Source organism: Pseudomonas sp. MS646 (assembly GCF_036693845.1).
Taxonomy (GTDB): Bacteria; Pseudomonadota; Gammaproteobacteria; order Pseudomonadales; family Pseudomonadaceae; genus Aquipseudomonas; species Aquipseudomonas chlororaphis_E.
The window spans coordinates 3,481,707-3,508,214 of sequence record NZ_CP144763.1; the positions used below are offsets into that span (position 1 = coordinate 3,481,707).

Genomic DNA, 26,508 nt, shown 5'->3' on the forward strand with positions numbered 1-26,508 from the left:
CTTGCGTCTGTTTCACACCTCCGACTGGCACCTGGGGCAAAACCTGCACGGCCAGGAACGCGATTTCGAGCACGCGTGTTTCCTTGAATGGCTGCTGCGCCAACTGGCCGCCGAGAAGCCCGATGCCCTGCTGGTCGCCGGCGACATCTTCGACACCGTCAACCCGCCGGTCAAAGCCCAGGAGCGCCTGTACGACTTCATCGTCAGCGCCCACGAGCAAAACCCCAACCTGACCATCGTGATGATCGCCGGCAACCACGATTCCGGCTCGCGGATCGAACTGCCCGCGCCCCTGATGCGGCGCCTGCGCACCCATGCCTTGGGCCGGGTGCTGTGGCTGGACGACGGCCAGTTGGACGTCGAACGCCTGCTCCTGCCGCTGCCCGACGCCAAGGGCAAGGTCAAGGCGTGGTGCCTGGCACTCCCCTTCCTGCGCCCCGCCGAAGTCACCGGCGCGCACTTGGGCGACGATTACCTGCGAGGCATCGGCCAGGTCCATGAGTGGCTGATCGCCGCCGCCAACGACAAACGCAAGAAAGGCCAGGCACTGATCGCCGTCAGCCATGCGCACATGGCCGGCGGCTCGGTGTCCGAGGACTCCGAGCGCAGCCTGATCATCGGCAATGCCGAAGCGCTGCCCGCCAGCCTGTTCGGCCCGAGCATCAGCTACGTCGCCCTTGGCCACCTGCACAAGCCGCAGAAGGTCAACGGTGAAGAACGCATTCGCTACAGCGGCTCGCCGATCCCGCTGTCATTCTCCGAGATCGGCTATCAGCACCAGATACTCGACATCACCCTGGACGGCGACACCCTGGCCAAGGTCGAGCCCCGGCTGATCCCCCGGGCCGTCAATCTGCAACGGATGGGCCCGGCGCCGCTGGCCGACCTCCTGGTGCAACTCAAGGAACTGCCCGACGTCGACCTGCTGGCCGACGTCCAGCGTCACCCCTGGCTGGAGGTGCGGGTGCGCCTCGACGAGCCGCAACCGGACCTGCGCCATCAGGTGGAAACCGCGCTGCAAGGCAAGGCCGTGCGTCTGGTGCGCATCGCCGCCGAATACGCCGGCCAAGGCGACAGCGGGCGCACCGACGAGGACGCCGCGTTGATCGAACTGGATCAACTGAGCCCCGAGGAACTGTTCAGCCGCGCCTGGCAGGACACCTATGGCAACGAAGTGGACGAACAGACCCTCAAGGATTTCGCCGTCCTCCTGCAAGACGTGCAGTTGGAGGACGAGCAGCCATGAAGATCCTCGCGATCCGCCTCAAGAACCTGGCCTCCCTGGCCGGGCCTTTTGAAATCGATTTCACCGCCGAACCGCTGGCCAGCGCCGGCCTGTTCGCCATCACCGGCCCCACGGGCGCCGGCAAGAGCACCTTGCTCGACGCTTTGTGCCTGGCGCTGTTCGGCGCGGTGCCGCGCCTCAACAACACCGCGCGCGATGCCAAGGTGCCGGACGCCGACGGCGAGATTGCCACGGGCGACCCGCGCACGCTGTTGCGCCGTGGCACCGGCGAGGGCTATGCCGAGGTGGACTTTCGCGGCATCGACGGTCGCCGCTATCGCGCCCGCTGGGAAGCCAATCGCGCCCGGGAAAAGGCCGGCGGCAAGTTGCAGGCCAGCCGCCAGAGCCTACGGGACCTGGACAACGATCAATTGCTGGCCAGCCAGAAAGGCGAGTACAAGACGCAGCTCGAAGCCGTCCTGGGCCTGAACTTCGAGCAGTTCACCCGCGCCGTGTTGCTGGCCCAGAGCGAGTTCAGCGCGTTTCTCAAGGCCGATGACAACGACCGCAGCGAGCTGCTGGAAAAACTCACCGACACCGCCCTGTACACTCGCTTGGGACGTCGCGCGTTCGACAAGGCCAAGCAGGCCAAGGAAACCCACCGGCAGTTGCAAGACCAGGCCACCGGCGTCACCCCGCTGGCACCCGAGGCCCGGGCCGAGCTGGACCAGCGCTTCAACGACGCCCAGCAACAGCTCAAGGCCCAGCAGGCCCAACTCAAGCAACTGGAGTTGCAGCACACCTGGCTCAAGGACCTGCGCCAACTGCAGGATGAACACGCCCACGCCGCCGAGCAATTGCAACAGGCCCAGGCCGATGGGAACGCCCTGGCAGAGGAACGCCTGAAGCTGACGCGCCTGGAGCAACTGGCTCCCCAGCGCCATCAATTCATCCGCCAGGCGGAATTGGCTCGGCAGCTGGAGCCCCTGACGGCGCAGGTCCAGCAGCTCGGCCAGCAGCAAATCGACTTGCAGGCCCAACAGGTGGTGCTGGACAAAGGCCTGGAGGATGCACAGCAGGCCCTGGTCCTGGCCCGGCAACAAAGCAGCGACACGGCACCGTTGCTGCGCCAGGCCTTTGAAGAACAAAACACCCTGGCCCGCCTCGCAAAAGAGGCAAGCCAAGCCGCCGAGCGCCAGGAGCAGGCGCAACAGGCCTGCACCGAAGGCCAGAAAACCATCGATACGCTGCTCGACCAGCAAAAGCAGTTGGCCGAACGCCTGCAACGCATCAGCGGCGAGCTCGAACAGAGCAGCCACCTGGCGCCCCTCAGCGAGGCCTGGAATGCCTACCGCGATCGCCTCCAACAACTGATGCTGATCGGCAATCGCCTGAACCAGGGCCAGGCCGAACTCGCCACGCTGGAACAAAACGCCAGCGACGCGGCCCAGGCGCTGACGTCCCTGCGCCAGGCGCTCGACGTGCTCTACAAGGAAGCCGGCGCTGAATCGGAAGCGGTCGCCGAACAGATCCAGTTGCTTGGCAACCTGCTGCAGGACAACCGCAAGCAACTGCGCGCATTCGAAGCACTGACGCGACTGTGGGCCAGCCAACAAGACCTGGACAAGCGCGGCGCCGACCTCGAACAGCGCCAGCAACAGGCGTTGCAGACCCGTGATCGCCTAGTGCGTGAAGGCGGCGAAGCCAAGGCCGAACTGGCGCTGGCCGAGCAGGCCCTGACCGTGACCCGCGAATTGCTGGAACGGCAGCGCCTGGCCCGCAGCGAGAGCGTCGAGCAACTGCGCGCGCAGTTGCAGGACGATCAACCGTGCCCGGTCTGCGGCAGCGTCGAGCATCCCTACCATCAACCCGAGGCCCTGCTGGAAAGCCTCGGGCGTCACGATGAAAGCGAGCAAGCCAACGCGCGCAAGGCCGTCGAAGCACTCAATGAAAAAGTCATCGACTTGCGCGCGCAGTACAGCGGCGTCATCGCCCAGCTCAAGGAACTCAAACAACAGCACGAACACCTGGCCAGCCAGCAGCAAAGCCTGGCCCCGAGCCTGGAGGCCCATCCCCTGTCGGCGCAACTGCTGGCCCAGGATCCCGACCGGCGCGACGCCTGGCTGACCCAACAAGACAGCCAGTTGAACCAACTCATCCAACAGGACGAGCAACGGCAAACCGCCCTGCTGACCTTGCAACAAGACGCCGCGCGCCTGGCGCAGCAGCTGCGCCAAGCCGAAACGGCGAACCAGCAGGCGGCCCAGCACCTGAGCAACCAGCAACAGGAACTGGCCCGTGATCGCCAGCGCCTGGACGACGAGCTGGGCCATTTCAGCGCATTGTTGCCGGCTGATACCTTGCAGGCCTTGCGCACCGAGCCCGCCGCGACGTTCCTGCAACTCGACCAGCAGATTGCCCAGCGCCTGGCGCAATTGGAGCAGCAGCGCGACGAACTCGCCGAACAGCTCAATCGCCAGCAGACCCTGGAAAAAGAACAGGACCGCCAGCAGACCCGCGTGCAGCAGTTGGAATCGGCGCAACAGCAGTTCCAGGCCCTGGCCGAACAGCAGCAGGCCTGCCAGCAGAGGCTCGCGCAACTGCTGGGCGAACACGCCAGCGCCGAACACTGGCAGCAGCGACTTGACCAGGCCCTGGAGCAGGCGCGCACGGCCGAGGCCTCCGCCGGTCAACAGCTACAGGCACTGCGCAACGCCTTGGTGCAACGGGCAGCCGAGCTCAAGGCCCGGCAGGAACAGGTGCAAGCCTTGGAAACCGAGCAGCAGGCATTGGTCGCTGGCATCGCCCAATGGCGCGCGTCCCATCCCGAGCTGGACGACGCGGCGCTGGAGGCCTTGCTGGCGTTGGACGAGGCAGGCGTCAGCCAGCTACGCCAGCGCTTGCTCAACAGCGAAAAGGCCATCGAACAGGCCCGTGTGCTGCTCACCGAACGCGAGCAGCGTTTGCACAATCATCAGGCCCAGCACAATGGCAACCTGTTGCCCGAGCAGTTGGCCAACGCCCTTGCCGAGGTGCAGGGCCAATTCGCCGCCAGCGAACAACGTTGCGCCGAACTGCGCGCCGAACAGGCCGAAGACCAGCGCCGACAGAACGCCAACCAGGCCCTGGCGCAACAGATCGAGCAGGCCTATGCCGAGTATCAGCGCTGGGCGCGCCTGGATGCGCTGATCGGCTCGGCCACCGGCGACCGTTTCCGCAAGCTCGCCCAGGCCTACAACCTTGACCTTTTGGTGCACCACGCCAACGCCCAGCTCCGGCAACTGGTCCGTCGCTACCGGCTCAAGCGCGGCGGCAGCATGCTCGGGTTGCTGGTGATGGACACGGAAATGGGCGACGAACTGCGCTCGGTGCATTCGCTGTCGGGTGGCGAGACGTTCCTGGTGTCCCTGGCCCTCGCGCTGGGCCTGGCCTCGATGGCGTCCAGCACGTTGCGGATCGAGTCGCTGTTCATCGACGAAGGTTTCGGCAGCCTCGACCCCGAGTCCCTGCAACTGGCGATGGACGCGCTCGACGGCTTGCAGGCCCAGGGCCGCAAGGTGGCGGTGATTTCCCATGTGCAGGAAATGCACGAACGGATCCCGGTGCAGATCCAGGTGCGTCGCCAGGGCAACGGCTTGAGCACGGTGGAGGTGAAATGAGCCACGCCACGCTTTATTCCTTCCGGCGCTGCCCTTACGCCATGCGGGCGCGCATGGCCTTGCGCTACGCCGCGGTGGAACTGGAGATTGTCGAAGTCAGCCTGAAGGCCAAGCCGGCCGAGATGCTCTCGCTTTCCAGCAAAGGCACGGTGCCGGTGCTGTGGGCCGATGGCCGGGTAATCGATGAGAGCCTGGAGATCATGAACTGGGCCCTGGCCCAGCATGATCCGCAGGACTGGCGGTTGCTGGGCGATCCCGTCGGTCAAGCGGCGACGGCGGCGTTGATCGAGGAAAACGACCAGGGGTTCAAGCAGCACCTGAATCGCTACAAGTACCCCGAACGTCATCCGCAGCATCCGGTGGAACACTATCGAACTGAGGGTGAGGGGTTTCTACGCACGTTAGAAGCGTTGCTCGAAACCCGGCCCTTTCTGGTCGCACCTCACCAGAGCCTGGCCGACGTGGCCTTGATGCCTTTCATACGCCAGTTCGCCCACGTCGACCGCGAATGGTTTGCCCAGGCGCCCTACCCTCATCTGCAACGATGGCTGCAACGGTTTCTGGAGTCGGAGCTGTTCGTGGCGATCATGGCGAAGTGACTAACAGCCCACACATCACCCCTGTGGCGAGGGAGCTTGCTCCCGCTCGATTGCGCAGCAATCTCAAAGAAAGGTCTGCTGCGCAGCCCAGCGGGAGCAAGCTCCCTCGCCACAACAGCGGTCGCGTTCGATCCTAGGTCAATCGTTCAGCAAACTGAGTAATCGCTCCCGCGCCACTTCCAGTTCGCCGGGAACCGGCTGGGCTGCGGAGACGATCGGGGTGGAATAGAGGAACAGCAGCATCACTGCCAGACGCATCGCCATGGTGTCGATCCTTATCGGCAAAGGAGTCAATTTGTCAGCGTCAAATTTAAACACATGGCCAAGTGATATTACAGCAGGATTTCCGGCGAACCCCGAAAACGACGAAGCCTGCGATCTTTTCTCTTTTTGAAAGACGAAAAGATCGCAGGCTTCAGTTGCAGCAGGGTCGCTCAGTGTTGGGCCTTGTGGTCCAGCGCGGCGTAGAAATTGGCGCTTTGTTGCAAGTACTTCTGGGTGTAGCTCTGGGTGTGGTTTCTTTTCTCGCTGATTTCGACACTGGCACTGGCAGGCAGCGCGACAGTGGCCGAGATGGCGGAAGCGGCGATGACGGAGAAGAGATTGAAGTTCATGGCGGTAGTCCTCGGATTCAGTTGGCTTGTCTGCCCGGTTGGGCCGTGAAGCAAACTTACGCGCCGAGGCGTCCCGCTTTGAAATGCTTTGCGCTACTAGCGAATATCAGTCCCGTTGATACAACCACGCAGGCCCCGAAAATCGGGGCCTGCGGTCTATTGCCGCAGGATGAACTTCAGGTCGCTGGGGGCATCCATCGCCAGTTTCTGCACGGTTTTACCCAGCAGGCCGGTCTTGGGATCACGCTCGATCACGACAATCTGGTTGCTCTTCTGGTTGGCCACCAGCAAGAACTTCTCGCTCGGGTCGAGGCTGAACTCGCGAGGGTGATCGCCTTCCACGGAACGGCGTTGCAGCTCCTTGAGCGTCCCCGCCGCCGGGTCGATGGCGAACACCAGCACCTCGTTGGTGGTGCCGCGATTGCTGACGTAAAGGAACTTGCCGTCCCTGGACGCATGCAGCCCCGCCGCTGCTTTACCTGCCTGGGGCTTGCCGGCCGCCAGGTCCACCAGTTGTCGCTGGGCCAGGCGCCCGTCCTGATAGTCGAACACCGCCACTTGCGCGGTCATCTCCATGGTCAGCCAGGCGTGCTTGCCATCACCGCTGAACAACAGGTGCCGTGGCCCGCTGCCGGGTGGCAACTGCACAAACGCCGGATCCGCTGGCGTCAGTGGCAACTCAGGATTGGCCTTGGGGTCGTAGCGGTAGATGAACACCTTGTCCGCCCCCAGGTCGTTGGCGAACACATACTTGCCGTCAGGTGACGACACCGCCGAGTGAACGTGGGCCGACATCTGCCGCTCGGGGTTGACTCGACTCGGCTGATGGCTGCTCAACTGCACCACCGGCGCCAGCTTGCCATCGGCGCCGACCGGCAGCACCGCCAGGGTGCCGCCCGGGTCTTCCACGACCGAATAGTTGCTCACCAGCAGATGCCGGCCATCGCCGCTGAGGCTGGAATGGGTCGGCTCATTGCCCAAGGATTGCACCTGGTTGATCAGGCTCAGCTCATGGCTCTTGGGATCGATGGCGTAGCTGCTCACCTTGCCCACCGGGTCTTTCTGTCCCGGTCCGTTTTCGTTGACCGCGAACAGCCGGGTCATGTCCGGCGACAGGGTCAGCCAGGAAGGGTTGTCGGTCTTGACCACTTGCAAGGGCTTGGGATCGAGCTGACCGGTGCGGCTGTCGAATTGCAGGCGATAGATGCCTTGGCTCTGGCCGGCGGTGTAGGAACCCACCAACAGCGGGTAATGCTCATCGGTTGCGGCCTGCACACCCATGGCTCCCACGCTGCCAGCCATCAACAGTGGCCAGAGACTACGCATCTTCATGTTCGTCGTCCTCATCGTCGTGGCCGCTGGTCGCTTCCACGCATTCCAAGTGGTGGTCACCCGAATCGCTGGTGATGATCCAGTGCTTGCGGGCCGGGTCGAAGGTCGCGGCCTGCATCTGCGCCGGGGTAAAGCGCCAATGTTCGAGGGTACGGCCGTTCATGCACTCGACGTGCAACTGGTCCTGCTCGTCGAGGGAGAAATCGAATGCATGCAGCCCGTCGATGATCAGCATGTCGCATTTGTGAAGGGCATCGAGCAGAGTGTCAGTTACGGCAGTCATGGGCATCAGTCATTCATTGGGGAAGTGGACATGATAGCCCAATGGGCGAGTGGGCCGTGGCCATCACTTCAGAAGCGACGTTGGCTGGGTCGGCCTCTTCGCGGGCAAGCCCGCTCCCACAGTTGGATTTCCAGCGAACACAAACGCTGTATTCAAAAAGATCCCCTGTGGGAGCGGGCTTGCCCGCGAAGAGGCCGGCCCATTCAACATCAATGCCACGGCCCCACCGCGATCCTCAGAGCGCCTCGCGCCCCGGCACCCCGTCCACCAACCGCAGGATGCCCAGCGGGTTGGCGTTCTTCAACGGTTCCGGCAGCAGGCTGTCGGGGTAATTCTGGAAGCACACCGGCCGCAGGAAACGATCGATCGCCAGCGTGCCCACCGAAGTGCCGCGTGCATCGGACGTCGCCGGATACGGCCCGCCGTGGACCATCGAATCGCACACTTCCACCCCGGTCGGATAACCGTTGAGCAAGATGCGCCCGACCTTCTGCTCCAGCAATGGGGTCAATTCGCCGAACTGTTCGAAGTCCGTCGGCTCGCCAATGATCGTCGCGGTCAGTTGGCCGTGCAGGCCATTGAGCGCTGCGGTGAGTTGTGCCTGATCGGCCACTTCAACGAACACGGTCGTCGGGCCGAACACTTCTTCCTGCAACGCCTCGTCACCGTTGATCAGCAGGCTGGCGTCGGCCTTGAACAACTGCGGCTGGGCCTGGTTGCCCTGCTGCGCGCGCCCGGCCAAGTGCTCGATGCCTGGGTGGGCGAGCAACTTCTGCAAGCCTTTGCCATAGCTTTGCAGGGTCCCGGCGTTGAGCATGGTTTGCGGCGCCTGGTCACCGATCAGCGCCGCCACTTGCTGGGTGAACGCAGTGAATTGCGCTGAACGGATGCCGATTACCAGGCCCGGGTTGGTACAGAACTGACCGCAGCCCATCACCACCGAGGCCGTGAGGTCGCGGGCCACGCTGTCGGCGCGGGTTGCCAAGGCCTGGGGCAGGACGATCACCGGGTTGATGCTCGACATTTCGGCAAACACCGGGATCGGCTGGGGCCGCGCCGCCGCCATGTCGCACAGCGCGCGTCCGCCCTTGAGAGAACCGGTGAAGCCCACTGCCTGGATGGCCGGGTGCTTGACCAGCCACTCACCGACGCCACCGCCGTAGATCATGTTGAACACACCCGCCGGCATGGCGGTTTTTTCCGCCGCGCGGATGATCGCGTCAGCCACCCATTCGGCCGTTGCCATGTGCCCGCTGTGGGCCTTGAACACCACCGGGCAACCGGCGGCCAGGGCAGCGGCGGTGTCGCCACCGGCAGTGGAAAACGCCAGGGGGAAATTGCTCGCGCCGAACACCGCCACCGGGCCGAGGCCGATGCGGTACTGACGCAGGTCCGGACGCGGCAGCGGCGTGCGCTCCGGCAACGCGCGATCGATCCGCGCGCCATAGAAATCGCCCCGGCGCAGGACCTTGGCGAACAGGCGCATCTGGCCGCTGGTGCGACCGCGTTCGCCCTGGATGCGGGCCGCGGGCAAGGCGGTTTCACGGCAGACCACGGCCACGAACTCATCGCCCAGGGCGTCCAGCTCATCGGCGATGGCGTCGAGAAATTCCGCGCGGCGCGCGGCGCTCAGGCTGCGGTATGCCGGATACGCAGCGGCCGCGGCCTTGGCGGCGGCGTCGACTTCTTCGGCCGTGGCCTGGACGAACTCACCCGGCAAGGCTTCGCCGCTGCTGGCATCGAAACTCTGCAAACGCGTCTGGCCGGCCGCGCTGCGCGCGCCACCGATGTAGTTGTGGCCAAGGATCTGGTTCATGCAAGTCTCCTTTTAGAGTGTGCCGATAGTGCCTGGGGTGAACACCGCGTCCACCGGGGCGATGCCATTGACCAGCGGCGCGCCGAATTCGGCCTGGCTGATCTCGAACACGTCCCCCGGCTGGGTGCGGATGCCATCGGCGAACGACAGGGTCGCGGTGCCGAAGAAATGAACGTGGACGTCCCCCGGACGCAGGAACTGACTGTACTTGAAATGGTGGAACTCCAGGTTTTCGAGGCTATGGCACATGTTCGCCTCGCCACTGAGGAACTCGTTCTGCCACAGCACTTCGCCATTGCGCAGGATACGACTGCTCCCGGACAGATGTTGAGGCAATTCACCAAGGCGAAGTTCCGGACCAAAACTGCAACTGCGCAATTTCGAATGGGCCAGGTACAGGTAATTCTTGCGTTCCATCACGTGGTCGGAGAATTCGTTGCCCACCGCGAAGCCCACCCGGTAAGGCTTGCCGTCGAAACCGATGACATACAGGCCGCTGATTTCCGGCTCCTCGCCGGCATCCTCGGCGAACGGTGGCAAGGGGAACGGCTGGCCCGGGCGGACCACGATGCTACCGTCGCCCTTGTAGAACCATTCCGGTTGCACGCCCGCCTGTCCCGAGGCGGGCTTACCGCCCTCCACGCCCCACTTGAAGATGCGCATGGTGTCGGTCATGGCCGCTTCGTCACCGGCCTGCTGGTGCATCTTGTCCCGCGCCGACGCGCTGCCCAGGTGGGTCAGCCCGGTGCCGCTGACCAGCAGGTGCGCCGGGTCCGGGTGATCCAGTGGCGGCAGGATGCGCAGCTCGGCGAGCAACCGCGCGTAGTCGTGACCGGCCCCCAGGCCCAGGCCATTGACCTGTTGCTCAAGCTTCACGCCTGCCTTGATGGCCGCCAGCGCCAGCTCGCGCACGCTCGTCGCACTGTGCACTTCGCGCACCTGGTCGCCGTCGACCACACCGACGCGGCGCTCGCCGTTGGGCAATTCGAACTGAACTAAACGCATGGTTTTCTCCTGTGAAACAAAACGTGAATATGCAGTGAAACGGTCAGCCCCCTTGCCAGCTTGTGTGGCGAGGGAGCTTGCTCCCGCTCGACTGCGTAGCAGTCGCAAAACAGGCGATTATGTTTTGCCTGAATAAACTCGATGCCTGATATTAGGGGGCGCTTCGCACCCCAGCGGGAGCAAGCTCCCTCGCCACAAAAACGCGCTCCCACAGGCGATCGCAGTGACCTCAAGTACGCGTCGCCCCCCGGGCACTGGCCGCGAACTGGTCCGCCGGCAGCACGTGCTTGCGTTCCAGCAGGCGATAGACCACGCCGGTCAGCACCAGGCCGAACACCATCACGCACGACAGGAAATACAACCCCGACGCCAGGCTGCCGGTGTACTCCTTCAGCGCACCGATCACGAACGGCCCGATGTAGCCGCCCAGGTTGCCCACCGAGTTGATCAACGCAATGCCCGCCGCCGCACTGGCGCCGGCGAAGAAGCGCCCCGGCAATGTCCAGAACACCGCCGTGCAGGAAAACAGCGCGAACGCCACCAAGCACAACGCCGCCAGTTGCAACACCGGAACCGACAGCCAGGCACTGAGGAACAGGCCCATGGCACCCAGGACATAGAGCACCGCCAGGTGACCGTAGCGATCATTCAGGCGGTCGGAGCTGCGCGGGATGATCAGCAAGCCGAGGATGCCGAAGATGTACGGCACCGACGACACGAAACCGGTCACCAGGTCACTGCCACCGAACTGCTTGATCAGCGTTGGCAGCCACAGACCCAAGCCGTAGATGCTCAGGGTCACCGGCAGGTAGAACAGCGCCAGCAGCAAGACCCGCTTGTCCTTCAGGGCGTGCAGCGGGTTGCCGTGACGGGTCTGGCCGTATGCCTGCAAATCCTTCTTCAGCTCGCCGGTCAGCCAGTCCTTCTCCGCCTGGTCCATCCACTTGACCTGTTGCGGGCCGTCGGGCAGGTAGCGCAGCACCGGCCAGGTCAACAGCACCGCCGGCAGACCGATGACGATGAACAACCACTGCCAGCCATGCAGGCCCAGGACCCCGTCCATGCCCAGCAAGCCGCCGGACACGGGGCCGGTGATCATCATGGCAATGGGTTGGGAAAGAATGAACAGGCCCAGGATCTTGCCGCGATGGCGCACCGGGAACCACTGGGTGATGTAGTACAGCACGCCGGGGAAGAAGCCAGCTTCGGCGGCCCCGAGCAGGAAGCGCATCACATAGAAGCTGTTGGGCCCCTGCACGAACGCCATGCCAATGGTGATGGCGCCCCAGGTGATCATGATCCGGGCGAACCAGCGGCGCGCGCCGAAGCGTTCGAGCATCAGGTTGCTCGGGATTTCCAGCAGGAAGTAGCCGATGAAAAACAGCCCCGCGCCCAGGCCGTAGGCGGCGTCGCCGATGCCCAGGTCGGCGCCCATGTGCAGCTTGGCAAAACCTACGGCGGAGCGGTCCACGTAGGCGATCAGGTACAGCAGGATCAGGAAGGGAATCAGTTTCAGCGTGATGCGACGAATAAGCCGCAGTTCCTGGCTCATGGGACCGTTCTCCAATTGTTGTTGTTATAGAACTCGGGGGATTTCTCTCGCGCACGACCGCCAGGACAATCCCTCCGTTGAACCGGACTATATAGTAATACTATTTACCCAACAACACTTCCAAACGGCGCAAATTGCGCTTATGTTACGCTTCAGTTCGAACAATATAGTCATACAATAAGAGAATCGATCATGTCTGATAAGAAACCCTCCCTGCGCTCGGCCCAATGGTTTGGCACCGCCGACAAAAACGGCTTCATGTACCGCAGCTGGATGAAAAATCAGGGCATCGCCGACCATCAGTTCCATGGCAAGCCGATCATCGGCATCTGCAACACCTGGTCGGAGCTGACACCGTGCAACGCGCACTTCCGGCAGATTGCCGAGCATGTCAAACGCGGCGTGATCGAGGCCGGGGGCTTCCCGGTGGAATTCCCGGTGTTCTCCAACGGCGAATCGAACCTGCGCCCCACCGCCATGCTGACCCGCAACCTGGCGAGCATGGACGTGGAAGAGGCGATCCGCGGCAACCCGATTGACGGCGTGGTGCTGCTCACCGGTTGCGACAAGACCACCCCCGCCCTGCTGATGGGCGCCGCCAGTTGCGATGTACCCGCCATCGTCGTCACCGGCGGACCGATGCTCAACGGCAAGCACAAGGGCCAGGACATCGGTTCGGGCACCGTGGTCTGGCAGTTGAGCGAACAGGTCAAGGCCGGCACCATCACCCTCGATGACTTCCTCGCGGCCGAGGGCGGCATGTCCCGCTCGGCCGGCACCTGCAACACCATGGGCACGGCCTCGACCATGGCCTGCATGGCCGAAGCCCTCGGTACCTCGCTGCCGCACAACGCTGCGATTCCGGCGGTGGACGCACGCCGCTACGTGCTGGCCCACATGTCCGGCATGCGCGCCGTGGAGATGGTCCGCGAAGATCTGCGGCTGTCGAAGATCCTGACCAAGGAAGCCTTTGAAAACGCCATCCGCGTCAACGCGGCCATCGGCGGTTCCACCAACGCGGTGATCCACCTCAAGGCCATCGCTGGGCGCATCGGCGTGCAACTGGAGCTGGACGACTGGACCCGCATCGGTCGCGGCATGCCGACCATCGTCGACCTGCAACCGTCCGGGCGCTTCCTGATGGAAGAGTTCTACTACGCCGGCGGCCTGCCCGCCGTGCTGCGCCGCCTCGGCGAAGCGAACCTGATCCCCCACCCCGACGCCCTGACGGTCAACGGCAAGAGCCTCGGCGAAAACACCAAGGACGCGCCGATCTATGGCCAGGACGAAGTCATCCGCACCCTGGACAACCCGATCCGCGCCGACGGCGGCATCTGCGTGCTACGCGGCAACCTGGCGCCACTGGGGGCGGTGCTCAAGCCTTCCGCCGCCACGCCTGAGCTGATGCAACACCGCGGCCGGGCGGTGGTGTTCGAAAACTTCGACGAATACAAAGCGCGGATCAACGACCCGGAACTGGACGTGGACGCCAGCTCGATCCTGGTGATGAAGAACTGCGGGCCCAAGGGTTATCCGGGCATGGCCGAGGTGGGCAACATGGGCTTGCCGGCCAAGCTGCTGGCCCAGGGCGTTACCGACATGGTGCGCATTTCCGATGCCCGCATGAGTGGCACCGCCTACGGCACCGTGGTGTTGCACGTGGCGCCGGAAGCGGCCGCCGGTGGCCCGCTGGCGGCGGTGAAGGAAGGTGATTTCATCGAACTGGATTGCGCCAGCGGTCGCCTGCACCTGGACATTCCCGACGCCGAACTCGCCGCCCGCCTGGCCGATCTCGCCCCGCCCCAACAATTGCTGGTGGGTGGCTATCGCCAGTTGTACATCGACCATGTGCTGCAAGCGGACCAAGGCTGCGACTTCGACTTCCTGGTCGGCTGCCGCGGGGCGGAAGTGCCACGGCACTCTCATTGATCCAACATTGACTACTCCCACAGTGATTTTGAGGCGGTCCGGAAATCCCGTCCGCCAGAAATCCTTGTGGGAGCGGGCTTGCTCGCGAAGACCGCGGCACCGTCAACATCAATATCGACTGACACGCCGCCTTCGCGAGCAAGCCCGCTCCCACAGTTCTAATCCTCAGTGGATTCAAGTTCGCACTAGCGACCCGCCCACGCCGCGCCTGCTATCATGCGCAGCACCCCTCCCGCACAGGATCGCTTCGCGTCCATGGATTACCGCAAACCTTCCGACCGCAAAAGCATGCACGCGCGCATCGTCCAGGAACTGGGCATGCAGATCGTTTCCGGGCGCTTCAAGCCAGACGACAAACTGCCAGCCGAAGCCTTGCTGTGCGAGGAATACGCCGTGAGCCGTCCGGTCCTGCGCGAGGCCACCCGGGTGCTGGTCGCCAAGGGCCTGGTGTATTCACGCCCGCGGGTGGGCACGGTGGTCAAGGCCCGGCGCGAATGGCACATGCTCGACCCGGACGTGTTGCACTGGTTGATGCAAAGCAGCCCGCAAAACGAGTTCTTCGGCTTGCTGACCAGCGTGCGCAGCATCATCGAACCCGCTGCCGCCGCCCTGGCTGCGCAGTTCGCCACCGACGCCGACATCGCCGCCATCCGCGAAGCCTATGAACGCATGGACGCCGCCCCGACGCCCGAAGCCCTGCTGCAACCGGACCTGGACTTCCACAGCCGCATCGCCGACGCCACCCACAACGACCTGCTCGCCAACTTGTGCAACATGTTGTCGGTGGCCATCGCCGAAGCGCTCAAGCATTCCAACCAACGGCCCAACCTCCACGAGCTGGCGATGCCGCGGCACAGGGCGATCCTCACCGCCATCGAGAACCGCGACGCCCTCGGCGCCCGCCACGCCACGCTGGTGCAACTGGACGACGCCCGCAGCGCATTGAACGTTGTGCTGGGAGCCGATCCCGCTTGATCAGGTCAGAAAGCGCAACGCTTGGCTAACCGACATTGTTCTCAACAGGCGGTACTTATGTACCGCCTGCCCATGCCATGGAAGTCGATACTTTTCTCGCCGTCATCCCGACGGCCATGTTTCGTGAAAAGGACTTCTCATGAGCACTCCTTCCACCGCTGATTCGATCCCTGCGCTGGCCCAATGTGTCAGCCTGCAATTCGCCAGTCGCCCGACCCTCGAACAGGTCGCCCGGCGTCTGCTCGAACAGGCCCTCAAGAAAGCCGATCCGTGGCTGGACATCGACCTCTTAAAGACCCAACTGGCGACGCCGGACGTCACCACTCGCGGCTGGCACTTCCAACCCTTGATGGGCGTGGTCCTCGATTACCTGGCCAGCGGCACACTCCCGGACTTCACCTCGAAGGGAGCACTTGACTGCTTTCTTTCCGACGCCCCGCCACGGCGCCTCTGGTCAGGCGATCGACGCCTGGACATGCAGGTCATCCGGCGAGCGATCCTTGAACTGCCCTGGAGCGTACCGATCGACCTGGAAGATGCGCTGGTCGGTTACTGGAGCGCTGACATCAGCGGCGACGACCAAGCCAACGCGAGCCGCCACACCAGCCGCTGGTGCTGGCTCAGCGATGTGCTGCGCAACACCCTGAGCCTTCGTGGCCTGCAACAACCCGGGCTCACGGAGGTGGCGCGCGAGACCCTCGACCAGATCGTCCGGTGGCCGGACCACGAGCAACGTTTGTGCCTCAATCGACAAGCGCCGGTGTATGCCTACCACCTGGAAACCCAGCTCACCCAGGGTGGCAACCAGACGACATTGGTCGCCAGCGAGATCCTCCTGACCCGCGTCCATCAGGGCATGCGCGAATGGCTCTTGTGCAGCCCCAGCAGCGCAGTGTTGTCCTTTGCCTCCCTGGAGGCCTTCGAGCACCACTGGGGCAAACGCATTGCCAGCCAATACACCGTCGACACCATCACCTGCCAACGCCAAGAGATCAGTGGCAACGTCTTCGAGCACCAGGCGGCCATGCTGCTGGAGCAGCAACTGGCCGACCTGCAAGCGGTGCAGTTGCCCGCCGGGATCGACACCCAGGCGCTCACGCATCTCTACAGCGACCTGAGCGACCCGGCCCGCTCGCTGCTGGACGCCCCGCGGCTGTCACCCGACATGAAGGATCGCCTTGGCCCTCTGCTGCCCACCTGGCTGAAAGACGCCGCCATCGTCGACCAGACGACACTCCAGCACTACAGCCTGGCGCTGGCCAGCGCCAAGCGACGCCACCAGGGCCAGACCTTTCTCAGCGGCATCGACGACATCAAGGCCTTTACCACCAACGCCTTGCTCGAACACCTGGGAAAGGCCAACGACCGCAGTCCGAACCCGCTGCCAGCGAGCCCACTCCAACCCGACGACGTGGTGCTGACGTTCAGCGTTTCGGCGGGTTATCCCGGCACCATCGGCCTCAGCGAAAAGCGGCAGATGAGCCTGACCGAACTGGCCATCCACAACCTGGTCGGTCGCCCCAGCGGCACCTTCACCCTCAGCCATCGCCTGGGCCAGGCGCTGCCGACCTGGCTGACGCCGGCCTTTATCAACCCACTGATCGAACAGGTCGACATTGGCGCGACCTATCCTCGCTATCTGCGCGAGCATTTGGTCGACGACGTTCCCCGGGCGCAGGCGCGGCAACGGATCTTCGCCGAACAGCTCCCGGCGCAACTGATGCTTGAAGCCTTGAAACAGAAACTGGCCGGGGAGAACGGCATGACCGTCCAGGGCCTGCGCCTGCTGGAAGCCGTGCTCCAACCCGACGCGGCGAGCCAGCGGGTCGACGGTCGCCCGGTGGTCATTCGCCAGTTGCGGGTGTTGCGCCAACCCAAGGCCCGGCCCGACAGCGTGGCCAACATGTTCATCATCGAGGCTCAGGACATCGCCAACGGTCCGCACCTGTTGTATCGGCCGCTCTACGCGCCCTCGCTGCAGCAATTCCCGACCCGCGAGGCGCTGATGCAGGCCATTGCCACCTCCGGGGACCTGCAGGACAGCATCCTGACCTGGCTGCCCGACGCCGCACGCCCGATCTACGCCAACGGTGGGTTCCTGGAGCCTCACATCATGCGGTTCTTCAACGGTGACGAATTCAGTGTCCCGGACAAGCCTGCTCCCGCCACGCTCGCCCTCGACGACGCCCACGGCGAACTGCTGCAATCGCTGCACAAGGGCGAGCTGATGCAGTACCTCTACGGCTGCAACGCCCAGGCCCTGGTGACCCAGGCCGACCGGGATTCGGTGTCCAATCGCGAAAGTCGCTGGGCGGTGTTGCTCGAAGGCGGCGGCCTGTTGTTCAACACCTTGCTGTTCCCTTTGCTGCGCGGCCCGGCCATGACCACCGTCTGGCTCTGGAACCTGATGGCCAGCGCCCAGCAGGACATGCCGGCGCTGATCAGCGCCGACCCGGTGGCCCGCGAGTTTGCCGCGGTCGACCTGCTCGTCAACCTAGCCCTGCTGGTAAGCCAGTTGCCTGCCGGCCGTGGGCCGGTGCCGCGTGCCGCGCTGCCCGAGTCGGTGCAACAGGAGGCCATGCGCCCGCCCGCGCCGCGCGCCGTCGCCGAGCAATGGCCCGAACCGGCGGCGCCCACCCTCGTGGAGGGCACCGTGGCCGAACCTGACGCCCCCGCCGAGTCCAACAGCCGGCGCCTGGATTTCAATTTCGCCAGGGCCAGTGGCCAGCCGACGCCGCAACAACAGGCGCGATTGCAACAATTGCAGGTGCCCTCCCCCAAGACCTTGCCCGACCCCATTGAAAACGGCCCGTTCAAGGGCCTGTACGTGATCGACAACAAATGGCATGCCCAGGTCGAAGGGGCCTTCTATCGGGTCACGCCTGAATACGATGGCAGTGCAACCATCGTCGACCCCCTCGCTCCGCTCGACGCCGACAAGAACGGTCCGCCGTTACGAGTCGATGACCAGGGCCATTGGCACCTGGATTTGCGCCTGCGTCTGCTCGGCGGTTCACCCCCCAAGCGGGTGGACGCCCAGCGCCGTGTCAACCTGGAGCGGGCCAAGCAGTTGACTGATGAATCCAACCGGTTGGAAGCGCAAGATGCCGATCGGCAAAAAGCCCTGGACGTGGCTCAGCAAGTCATGACCCGGACCGAGGAAGGTGGCAACTACACCGAAGCCCAGCGGGCGGCGAAACGCAAGATTTTCTACGACCTGCTCAAGGAACAGACCGAGGCGTACCTGACGCTGGCGAACAGCGCGGCCGAACGCGCCAGCCTGGGCATCGGTTTCCCGTCCGGCTCCATGCATGTGCTCATGGAAAACGTGATCAACAATGCCCGCAAGGCGTTCGTGATCACTGAACAGGAGCTCCTGGCCCTCCAGCGAGCACATCCTCAGTTTAGAGAGTCTACCGACATCAGGGAAATGGTCATCCGTGACGTCGAGTCTTATATGAAATACCTCGACACCAAGAGCAACATCAATGACCAGGCGATCCATTGGCTGGAACTCAAGGACGACTACCTCGAGCGGCTATTGAACCTCGACGCCTCGGGCGCACGGGCGTTCGAACGGCTGACCCGCAACCGTCCCGCCAATGAGAGTAACGCCTTTGGCAGTAAAATCCGGCAACTCACCACGCTCCCCATGTTGTCGGTGAAAAACCGCCAATCCGCCCTGCCCGACCGCCTGCTGCGCATTCTCATACCACTGATGGAACACATCCGTTCCCACGATGACCTGCAAACCTACGACGTCTCCCCGTCAGACAGAATCGAAGTGCTGGAAAGCCTGACCGAGCACTACGGCAAGACCCTGGATACGTTGAAGGGGACAAAGGCCCTTTACCTGGACGACATCAACGAATCCTATTTCGACAGGTTGCTCAAACTGGTCGAGGGTCTTTACCAGGAGGTCTCCAACAAACTCGCCGCTGAAATCAAACCCGAGCCAAAACCGCGCAAGCGTATACCGAAGCGCCCCAGGACCGGCGCCGGGCTGCCGCAGAAAAAGTTGATCAGAACCCGCCACAATGGCGTCTTGATCGGCGACCTGAAACCCGCCGGCACGAGCCAACCCATCGAAGTTGTCGAAATGCACTCCAAGGGCAGCAACCAAATACTTGCCACCTATTCGCGCCACGAGGATGTCTGGGATGTGGTCGATGTACGCCGCCCGACCCCGGCGCCCCAGACCCGATCGTTCAAGGCCATCCGAACCCAGGCACGAGAACTGCTCGACGAATTGGACAAGCGCATGAGCCGCGCCGAAAGCTACAAGACACACTGTCGGCATCCTCAGGAAATAGAGGAAATCCTGAACAATGAGGCAAGTCACTTCCGCACGCTCGGCGAAGAACTCGACCGGGCGTTCAGTGCATCGCCCGCCTCGCGCACCCCGGCCAACGAGGAACTGAGCCGACAATTGTCAGACGCCGCCCACCAACTGACCACCAAGGGCAGCGACCTGCGTATCGAACTGAGCCTGAAACTGCCACCCACCGACGGCAACCTGCGGTTCCTGTTCGAGAAAAACCTGATACAGGTGGCCCGGCTCGGCGACCGCACGGCCCTGCAAGGCGCCCGCAAGGACTTCCTCCAGGAATACGCCATCAACGACCGAGACGGCTTCCCGATCTGGTACGCGCATTTTCATTACGAAGCGGCCGACACACCGAAGGACAACTTCAGCGTTGCGCACCTCAAGACCAAGGAGCAACGCAAGGAGCACTACCACTCACTGCTGGCCAAGGCCACCAGCCCCTATGCGGTGGTGAATGTACATCGAGGGCAGATCAGCAAGTCGCTGGCCCAGAGCCGGTTTCTGCCGTTGGCGCCTTGATCGACGAACACTGCAAACAACTGTGGCGAGGGAGCTTGCTCCCGCTGGGCTGCGCAGCAGCCCCTGAACCTGCCCCCTCGATGTATCAGATTGATGGAGGCGGCTCTTTTGGGGCTGCTTCGCAGCCCAGCGGGAGCAAGCTCCCTCGCCACGGGTTCTGCGCTGAACTTAACCGGTCAATGGGCAAACAACGAATTGCCCTTCTGCCCCGCCAGTTTTTCCGGCTTGATCAGGAATCGCGCCAGTGCCGGCAGCAGCCACAGCGCACCGAACATGTTCCACAACAGCATGAACGTCAGCATCAGGCCCATGTCGGCCTGGAACTTGATGGCCGAGAAGATCCAGGTGCACACGCCGATGGCCAGGCACAGGCCGGTGAACAGGACGGCTTTACCGGTGGACTTGAGCGTCTGGTAGTACGCTTCCTGCAACGGCAACCCGGCCCGCAGGAAGCTTTCCAGGCGGCTGTAGATGTAGATGCCGTAGTCCACGCCAATCCCCACGCCCAACGCCACCACCGGCAGGGTCGCGACCTTCACACCGATGCCCATGAACGCCATCAGCGCGTTGCCCAGCACCGAGGTCAGCACCAGCGGCAGCACGATGCACAAGGTCGCCGCCCAGGAGCGGAAGGTGATCATGCACATGGTCGCCACACAGATGTACACCAGGATCAGGATGGTCAGCTCCGACTCCTTGATCACCTCGTTGGTGGCCGCTTCGATGCCGGCGTTACCGGCGGCGAGGATGAACTCCAGGCCATCGCGGTTGTTTTCCTTGGCGAATTCCTGCACCGCCGTGACGGCGCGGTCCAGGGTCTCGGCCTTGTGGTCGTTGAGGAACACCAGCACCGGCGCCAGGGAGCAACTGTTGTTGTACAGACCATCAGCCCGGGCGATGGAGTTGTTCAGCACGTCAGGGTTGCGCGACAGGGTTTCCCACTTCAGGTTGCCCTCGTTCATGCCCTTGATCATCTGCTTGGACACGGTCACCAGGGAAATCGCCGACTGCACGCCCTCGGTGTTCTGCATCTTCCACATCAGCTCGTCGATCGGCGCCATGGCTTCGTAGCGCGAGCAGCCCTCGGCCTTGGTCTTGACCATCACCACCAGCACGTCGGAACTGGTGGAGTAGTTGCTGATGATGAAATTGTTGTCCTGGTTGTAGCGCGAGTCCGGCCGCAGTTCCGGCGCGCCCTGGTCGAGGTCGCCGATCTTCAGGTTCTGGCTGTACCACAGGCCGCCGCCGAAGGCGATCAGGGCCAGGGCAATGGACACCGGCGCGACCTTGGCGCTGGCGAAGTTCGACAGCACACGCCAGAACGGATGCTCGCGGGTCGCGTCCTTCTTGCTGCGCTCGATGGCACGCTTGCTGATGCCGACGTAGGAAATCGCCACGGGCAGCAGGATCAGGTTGGTGAACACGATCACCGCCACGCCGATGGAGGCACCGATGGCCAGCTCGCGGATCACGCCGATGTCGATGATCAGCAGGGTAATGAAGCCGACGGCGTCCGCCAGGATCGCGATCATTCCCGGCAGGAACAGCTGGCGGAACGTGCGCCGCGCGGCGGTCAGGGCGTTGTCCGCCTCGCTGGACTGCAAGGCGATGCCGTTGATCTTCTGCACGCCGTGGGAAATGCCGATGGCAAAGATCAGGAACGGCACCAGCATCGAGTAGGGATCGAGGCCGAAACCGGCGGCGTGCATCAACCCCAGTTGCCAGACCACCGCCACCAGCGTGGTGCTCAGTACCGCAATGGTGCTGCGCATGCAGTGGGTGAACCAGTACAACAGCACCAGGGTGATGACGAAGGCCACGCCGAAGAACATCACCACCATGATCAGGCCATCGATCAGGTCGCCGACCTTCTTGGCGAAACCGACGATGTGGATCTGCACGTTGTGGTTCTGCGCCTCGAACTTGTTGCGGATCTTGTCTTCAAGCTCGTGGGAGAACTTCTGGTAGTCCAGCGCCAGCAACTTGCCCTGGTCCTGCGGGTCCGGGTAGGACTCCAGCAACGGGATGTCGATGATGCTCGACTTGAAATCGTTGGCCACCAGGCGCCCGACCTGGCCGGACTTGAGAACGTTGTTGCGCAGCAGGTCGAGGCTGTCGGCCGAACCGTTGTAGCTCTGGGGAATCACCTCGCCACCGGCAAAGCCCTCCTCCGTCACCTCGGTCCAGCGCACGCTCGGGCTCCACAGCGACTTGAGCCCGGAACGGTCGACGCCGGAAATGTAGAACACCTCGTCGTGGATCTGGCGCAGGGTCTCCATGTATTCCTTGGAGAAAATGTCACCGTCGGTGGCTTCCACCGAGATCCGCACGGTATTGCCCAGGTTCGCCAGGTCATTGCGGTGTTCGAGCATCTTCTCGATGAAAGGATGCTTGAGCGGGATCATTTTCTCGAAACTGGTGGACGGCCGGATCAGCGTGGCCTGCCAGAACAGGAAAAGGCTGACCAGCAGGCAAATGACGATCACTGCCGGGCGGTTATTGAAAATCAGGCGCTCGAGGAACGTCGCCTTGTCTTGGTGATGACTGCTCATGGGGTCCGCCTTCTTGTTTTTTTGCCCGTCGTGCAGGCTCGACTCATTTGCTCAGTTCAGCACCGGTGGCCGTGGTGGCGCGCACGCCGCCTTGCCCCGCCAGGATCAGGTTGCCGTTGCCCGCCGCCGTGACCGCGGCCACGGAAATCCGGTCCGGACGGTTGTACACGCTGAAGCTCACGCCATCGTCGGTGCTACGCACCACGCTGCCGCCGTTGCCGACGATCACGATGGAGCCGTCCGCCAGCAGCGTGCCTCCCGACAGGCCGAACTCCAGGGCCCCGCGGGCGGCCTTGAGTTCGACCTGCTCCCAAGAGCCGCCGAAGTCGGTGGAGCGATAGAGATTGCCGCGCAAGCCGTAGGCCAGCAGCGTGGAAGGCTGGGCGGTGCCGATGACGCCGAACAGCGAGCCTTCATAGGGGCCTTCGAGCTTTTCCCAGGTCTGGCCCCCATCGGCGGAGCGGAACATGCTGCCGGCCTCGCCCACGATGAACAGGCCGGCGTCTTTCACGGCCGTGATGGCGTTGAGGTGGAACTGGTCTTCGTTGTCGAGGCGGTCGCTGGCGTCTTCCCAGTGCTTGCCGCCGTCGGTGGTTTCGAACAGCGCGCCATAGGCGCCGACGGCGAAGCCATGGCTGGGGTCCTTGAACCAGACGTCCAGCAGCGGCGCTTCGCGCTTGAGTTCTTCGAATTGCTTGGTCCAGGTGCTGCCACCGTCGTCACTGGCCAGGATCTGCGCGTCGTGGCCCACGGCCCAGCCGTGCTTGTCGTCGACGAAGAACACGGCGGTGAGCATCTGGCGGGTCGGCACCTTGGCCTGGGTCCAGGTAGTGCCCTGGTCGTCCGAGTAGACAATGTGGCCCCGGTCGCCAACCGCCACCAGCCGCTGGCCGGCGTGTACCACATCGAGCATCAGGGTCTTGCTGGCCTTGGCCGATTCGACGGAATAGATGACATCGGTGGTCGACGCCGCAACGGCCATCACCGGCGCCGACAACACGGCAGAGCCCAGCAGCGAGAGCGCCGAAGCCAGCAACGCCACTCTGCGCAGCACCGGCGGGCGACAGCGGCCCACCGCCATGACAGGCTCATTCATAGACCTTTCCCCCATTTATTATTGTTGGTCATTCAACCTTTCAGGGCGCCGTAAGCAACTTGATCGCGGCGCAAACCTGCAATCTAGAGCCACTTCGGAAGCTGACCTATCCTATCGGGCTTTCGAAAGGTCTGACAATCGACGCCACGTTATCTTTTGTTAACCATGGGGAGATCGGCCGAGGGTGAATCAGAAGGTATTCGCGAGGATGATGGATGTGGCGAGGGAGCTTGCTCCCGCTGGAGGCCGAAGGACTCCCTGCCCTGATTCATCCACTGTTTCCAGCGAGACGTGAGTCAGGATCGGGCCTGCTTCGCAGGCCAGCGGGAGCAAGCTCCCTCGCCACGACGGGTGATTTACGCCAGGCTCTTGCTCACCACCTCGAACACATCGCTGGACAGCCCGCCGGAGGCCAGGATGCGCTCCAGTTCGGCCTTCATCAGCGCCTGGCGAGCGCTGTCGTACTTGCGCCAGCGGGTCAGCGGCGCCAACTGGCGCGAGGCGATCTGCGGGTTGAAGCCGTTGAGCTGGATGACCAGGTCGGCCAGGAAGCGATAGCCCGAGCCGTCGGCGGCGTGGAAGTTGATCAGGTTCTGCCCGGCAAACGCGCCGATCAGCGCCCGCACCTTGTTCGGGTTCTTGATATTGAACGCCGGGTGTTCCATCAACGCCTTGACCCGCGCCAGGCCACCGGGCAGCGGGCTGCCGGCCTGGACGCTGAACCATTGGTCCATGACCAGCGGGTTGCCCTTGAAGTTTTCCGCGAACACTTCCAGGGCGCGGGCCTTCTCGGCCTCGAACGGCGAATTGACCAGCACCGCCAGCGCCGTCAGGCGTTCGGTCATGTTGTCGGCGGTGTCGAACTGCTCCAACGTGGCACTCAACACCTGCGGCTTGTCGGTGAGCATCAGGTACGACAGCGCAATGTTCTGCAAGGCGCGCCGGGCGAAATGCTCGGCCTCGGCCACGTACGGCGTACGCCTGGACAGGTCGCGGTTGGCTTCGTAGCGCAGCCACAAGGCCTCGAACAGGCTCTCGGCCAACTGCTGGCGGGCGAACTCGCGGGCGGCGTGGATCGCCTCGACGTCCGCCACTTCGCTGATTTCCGTCAGGTAGGCTTCGCTCGGCAGCGAAAGCATTTCCGCGACCATGGCCTGGTCCAGGGATTCGTCCGACAGCACCGTGCGCAATGCGGTGACCAGGCGCGGGTCCAGCACCAGGCTCGCCCCCTTCTGGTGCTGGCCGATCAACTCCTGCAACACCTGCACCGACAGTTGCTGGCCGGCGTCCCAGCGGTTGAAACCGTCGCTGTCGTGCTGCATCAGGAACATCAACTGGTCGCGGTTGTACGGGAAGCTCAGCTTGACCGGTGCCGAGAAGCCGCGCAGCAGCGATGGCAGCGGTTGTTCGGCGATGTCGACAAAAGTGAAGGTCTGCTCGGCCTCGGTCACCGAGATGACACGCGACGTGCCGCTCGCGGCGGCTTCACCGGCCAGGCGCAAGGGTATCTCAGCGCCCTGGCGGTCCAGCAGGCCCAGCTCGACGGGAATCACGAACGGCAGTTTTTCCTGCTTGTCCGGGGTTGGCGGGCAGCTTTGACTGAAGGTCAGGCTGTAGGTACGAGCCGCCGCGTCGTAGGACTCGGTCACCGCCAGCCGTGGCGTACCGGCCTGGCTGTACCAGCGCTTGAACTGGGTCAGGTCGACGCCGTTGGCGTCCTCCATGGCCTTGATGAAATCATCACAGGTCACGGCCTGGCCGTCGTGGCGCTCGAAGTAAAGGTCGCTGCCCTTGCGGAACCCTTGCGCCCCCAGCAGCGTGTGGATCATGCCGACCACTTCCGAGCCCTTTTCGTACACGGTCAAGGTGTAGAAGTTGGAAATCTCGATAAAGCTGTCCGGACGCACTGGGTGGGCCATGGGGCCGGCGTCTTCGGCGAACTGGTGGGTGCGCAGGTAGGCCACGTCCTGGATGCGTTTGACAGTGGCGGAGTTCATGTCGGCGGAGAAACCGGCGTCGCGGAACACCGTGAAGCCTTCCTTGAGCGACAACTGGAACCAGTCGCGGCAGGTCACGCGGTTGCCCGACCAGTTGTGGAAGTATTCGTGGGCGACGATCGCCTCGACCCGCTGGTGCGCGGCGTCGGTGGCGGTTTCGGCGCGGGCCAGCACGGCGCTGGAGTTGAAGATGTTCAGGCCCTTGTTTTCCATGGCCCCCATGTTGAAGTCGTTGACCGCGACAATCATGAAGATGTCCAGGTCGTACTCACGGCCATACACCTGCTCGTCCCAGCGCATCGACTTCTTCAGGCTGGTCATGGCGTGCTGGCATTTGTCGATGTTTTCCGGTTCGACATAGATGCGCAGCGCCACGCTGCGCTCGCTCGACGTGGTGAAGGTGTCTTCGACGCACCACAGGTCACCGGCCACCAGGGCAAACAGGTAGGCCGGCTTCTTGAACGGGTCTTCCCAGGTCGCCCAGTGCCGACCGTCTTCGCCAGGACCGCTGGCGATCGGGTTGCCGTTGGACAGCAGCACCGGGTAGCTGTGCTGCTCGGCCACCACGGTGGTGGTGAACTTGCTCATCACGTCCGGGCGGTCGAGGTAATAGGTGATCTTGCGGAAACCCTCGGCCTCGCACTGGGTGCAGAACATGCCGCCGGACTTGTACAGGCCTTCCAGGGCGGTGTTGGTTTCCGGGTGAATCCGGACGGTGGTGTCGACGGTAAAGGCCTGGGCCTTGGGCTGCACGGTCAGGTGGCTGTCGTCCAACTGATAGTCACCCGAAGTCAGGTCAGTGTCGTCGAGCTTGATCGAAATCAGCTCCAGGTGCTGGCCATCGAGCACCAGCGGCGGCAGGCCGGCACCGCGCTCGGGGTTGCGGCGCATCACCAGTTGCGCATGGACCAGGCTGTGGTCCTCGAACAACTCGAAGGTCAGGTGCGTCTCGTCGATCAGGTACTCGGGCGCCTGATAGTCCTTCAGGTAAATCATCTTCGGTTGTTCGGTGCGCATGGGTCGAATCC

At 63.5% G+C, this 26,508-nt stretch carries 16 protein-coding genes; 6 read left to right on the forward strand and 10 right to left on the reverse strand.

Features of this window, described 5'->3' with window-relative positions:
• The first annotated feature begins 1 nt into the window (after position 1).
• Genes V3H56_RS15240 through V3H56_RS15250 form a run of 3 tightly spaced genes read left to right on the forward strand, consistent with a single transcriptional unit; the run spans position 2 to position 5,483 of the window.
• Positions 2-1,246: an exonuclease SbcCD subunit D C-terminal domain-containing protein gene (locus tag V3H56_RS15240; protein WP_338473551.1), complete on the forward strand. Its 1,245-nt coding sequence runs from the start codon at positions 2-4 to the stop codon at positions 1,244-1,246.
• The gene (locus V3H56_RS15245) at positions 1,243-4,884 is read left to right on the forward strand and encodes an AAA family ATPase (protein WP_338473552.1); all 3,642 of its coding nucleotides are present in this window, start codon (positions 1,243-1,245) and stop codon (positions 4,882-4,884) included. The genes V3H56_RS15240 and V3H56_RS15245 overlap by 4 nt, the downstream gene beginning before the upstream one ends.
• Entirely contained in the window at positions 4,881-5,483 is a 603-nt protein-coding gene (locus tag V3H56_RS15250; protein WP_338473553.1) for a glutathione S-transferase, read from the forward strand. Before V3H56_RS15245 ends, V3H56_RS15250 begins: the two co-directional genes overlap by 4 nt.
• A 138-nt stretch (positions 5,484-5,621) precedes the next feature.
• On the opposite strand, the gene V3H56_RS15255 is transcribed toward V3H56_RS15250, so the two are convergent.
• The 7 genes from V3H56_RS15255 to V3H56_RS15285 form a co-directional block, all read right to left on the reverse strand.
• Positions 5,622-5,747: a hypothetical protein gene (locus V3H56_RS15255; RefSeq protein ID WP_338473554.1), complete on the reverse strand. Its 126-nt coding sequence runs from the start codon at positions 5,745-5,747 to the stop codon at positions 5,622-5,624.
• Positions 5,748-5,917: 170 nt separating this feature from the next.
• Positions 5,918-6,097: a hypothetical protein gene (locus V3H56_RS15260; protein WP_042732538.1), complete on the reverse strand. Its 180-nt coding sequence runs from the start codon at positions 6,095-6,097 to the stop codon at positions 5,918-5,920.
• 156 nt (positions 6,098-6,253) lie between these two features.
• Positions 6,254-7,429, reverse strand: coding sequence for a lactonase family protein (locus V3H56_RS15265; RefSeq protein ID WP_042732539.1), 1,176 nt, complete (start codon positions 7,427-7,429; stop codon positions 6,254-6,256).
• The gene (locus V3H56_RS15270; protein WP_042732542.1) at positions 7,416-7,712 is read right to left on the reverse strand and encodes a DUF5629 family protein; all 297 of its coding nucleotides are present in this window, start codon (positions 7,710-7,712) and stop codon (positions 7,416-7,418) included. Before V3H56_RS15270 ends, V3H56_RS15265 begins: the two co-directional genes overlap by 14 nt.
• Positions 7,713-7,947: 235 nt before the next feature.
• Positions 7,948-9,528, reverse strand: a complete 1,581-nt coding sequence (locus V3H56_RS15275) for an aldehyde dehydrogenase (NADP(+)) (RefSeq protein WP_042732540.1) — start codon at positions 9,526-9,528, stop codon at positions 7,948-7,950.
• Positions 9,529-9,540: 12 nt separating this feature from the next.
• Positions 9,541-10,533 carry an AraD1 family protein gene (gene araD1 / locus V3H56_RS15280; RefSeq protein WP_047738796.1) on the reverse strand — a complete coding sequence of 331 codons (993 nt, stop codon included), beginning with the start codon at positions 10,531-10,533 and terminating at the stop codon, positions 9,541-9,543.
• Between the two features lie 229 nt (positions 10,534-10,762).
• Positions 10,763-12,085: an MFS transporter gene (locus tag V3H56_RS15285; protein WP_042732818.1), complete on the reverse strand. Its 1,323-nt coding sequence runs from the start codon at positions 12,083-12,085 to the stop codon at positions 10,763-10,765.
• 192 nt (positions 12,086-12,277) lie between these two features.
• Here V3H56_RS15285 and V3H56_RS15290 point away from each other — a divergent pair, with 192 nt between their 5' ends.
• The 3 genes from V3H56_RS15290 to V3H56_RS15300 all read left to right on the forward strand — a co-directional run bounded on the left by V3H56_RS15290 (position 12,278) and on the right by V3H56_RS15300 (position 19,835).
• A complete protein-coding gene (locus tag V3H56_RS15290; RefSeq protein ID WP_042732819.1) occupies positions 12,278-14,014 on the forward strand; it encodes an IlvD/Edd family dehydratase in 1,737 nt (578 codons plus the stop codon).
• A 255-nt stretch (positions 14,015-14,269) separates the two neighbouring features.
• Positions 14,270-14,989, forward strand: a complete 720-nt coding sequence (locus V3H56_RS15295) for a FadR/GntR family transcriptional regulator (protein WP_053145315.1) — start codon at positions 14,270-14,272, stop codon at positions 14,987-14,989.
• Positions 14,990-15,128: 139 nt separating this feature from the next.
• On the forward strand, positions 15,129-19,835 hold the full coding sequence (locus tag V3H56_RS15300) for a DUF6543 domain-containing protein (RefSeq protein ID WP_338473555.1): 4,707 nt from the start codon (positions 15,129-15,131) through the stop codon (positions 19,833-19,835).
• Between the two features lie 176 nt (positions 19,836-20,011).
• Here the strand turns inward: V3H56_RS15300 and V3H56_RS15305 are convergent, their stop codons facing one another.
• The 3 genes from V3H56_RS15305 to pepN form a co-directional block, all read right to left on the reverse strand.
• The gene (locus tag V3H56_RS15305) at positions 20,012-22,387 is read right to left on the reverse strand and encodes an RND family transporter (RefSeq protein WP_047738801.1); all 2,376 of its coding nucleotides are present in this window, start codon (positions 22,385-22,387) and stop codon (positions 20,012-20,014) included.
• Between the two features lie 43 nt (positions 22,388-22,430).
• A complete protein-coding gene (locus tag V3H56_RS15310) occupies positions 22,431-23,483 on the reverse strand; it encodes a YCF48-related protein (RefSeq protein WP_123578978.1) in 1,053 nt (350 codons plus the stop codon).
• 356 nt (positions 23,484-23,839) lie between these two features.
• Positions 23,840-26,497, reverse strand: coding sequence for an aminopeptidase N (gene pepN / locus V3H56_RS15315; RefSeq protein WP_338473556.1), 2,658 nt, complete (start codon positions 26,495-26,497; stop codon positions 23,840-23,842).
• Positions 26,498-26,508: the final 11 nt, after the last annotated feature.

Bases quoted from the DNA above. Each gene is read 5' to 3' on its own strand.
- V3H56_RS15255 (WP_338473554.1), bottom strand. From the start codon at position 5,747: ATGGCGATGCGTCTGGCAGTGATGCTGCTGTTCCTCTATTCCACCCCG.
- V3H56_RS15310 (WP_123578978.1), bottom strand. From the start codon at position 23,483: ATGAATGAGCCTGTCATGGCGGTGGGCCGCTGTCGCCCGCCGGTGCTG.
- V3H56_RS15290 (WP_042732819.1), top strand. From the start codon at position 12,278: ATGTCTGATAAGAAACCCTCCCTGCGCTCGGCCCAATGGTTTGGCACC.
- V3H56_RS15250 (WP_338473553.1), top strand. From the start codon at position 4,881: ATGAGCCACGCCACGCTTTATTCCTTCCGGCGCTGCCCTTACGCCATG.
- V3H56_RS15300 (WP_338473555.1), top strand. From the start codon at position 15,129: ATGAGCACTCCTTCCACCGCTGATTCGATCCCTGCGCTGGCCCAATGT.
- araD1 (WP_047738796.1), bottom strand. From the start codon at position 10,533: ATGCGTTTAGTTCAGTTCGAATTGCCCAACGGCGAGCGCCGCGTCGGT.
- pepN (WP_338473556.1), bottom strand. From the start codon at position 26,497: ATGCGCACCGAACAACCGAAGATGATTTACCTGAAGGACTATCAGGCG.
- V3H56_RS15305 (WP_047738801.1), bottom strand. From the start codon at position 22,387: ATGAGCAGTCATCACCAAGACAAGGCGACGTTCCTCGAGCGCCTGATT.
- V3H56_RS15295 (WP_053145315.1), top strand. From the start codon at position 14,270: ATGGATTACCGCAAACCTTCCGACCGCAAAAGCATGCACGCGCGCATC.
- V3H56_RS15265 (WP_042732539.1), bottom strand. From the start codon at position 7,429: ATGAAGATGCGTAGTCTCTGGCCACTGTTGATGGCTGGCAGCGTGGGA.
- V3H56_RS15285 (WP_042732818.1), bottom strand. From the start codon at position 12,085: ATGAGCCAGGAACTGCGGCTTATTCGTCGCATCACGCTGAAACTGATT.
- V3H56_RS15245 (WP_338473552.1), top strand. From the start codon at position 1,243: ATGAAGATCCTCGCGATCCGCCTCAAGAACCTGGCCTCCCTGGCCGGG.
- V3H56_RS15270 (WP_042732542.1), bottom strand. From the start codon at position 7,712: ATGACTGCCGTAACTGACACTCTGCTCGATGCCCTTCACAAATGCGAC.
- V3H56_RS15275 (WP_042732540.1), bottom strand. From the start codon at position 9,528: ATGAACCAGATCCTTGGCCACAACTACATCGGTGGCGCGCGCAGCGCG.
- V3H56_RS15260 (WP_042732538.1), bottom strand. From the start codon at position 6,097: ATGAACTTCAATCTCTTCTCCGTCATCGCCGCTTCCGCCATCTCGGCC.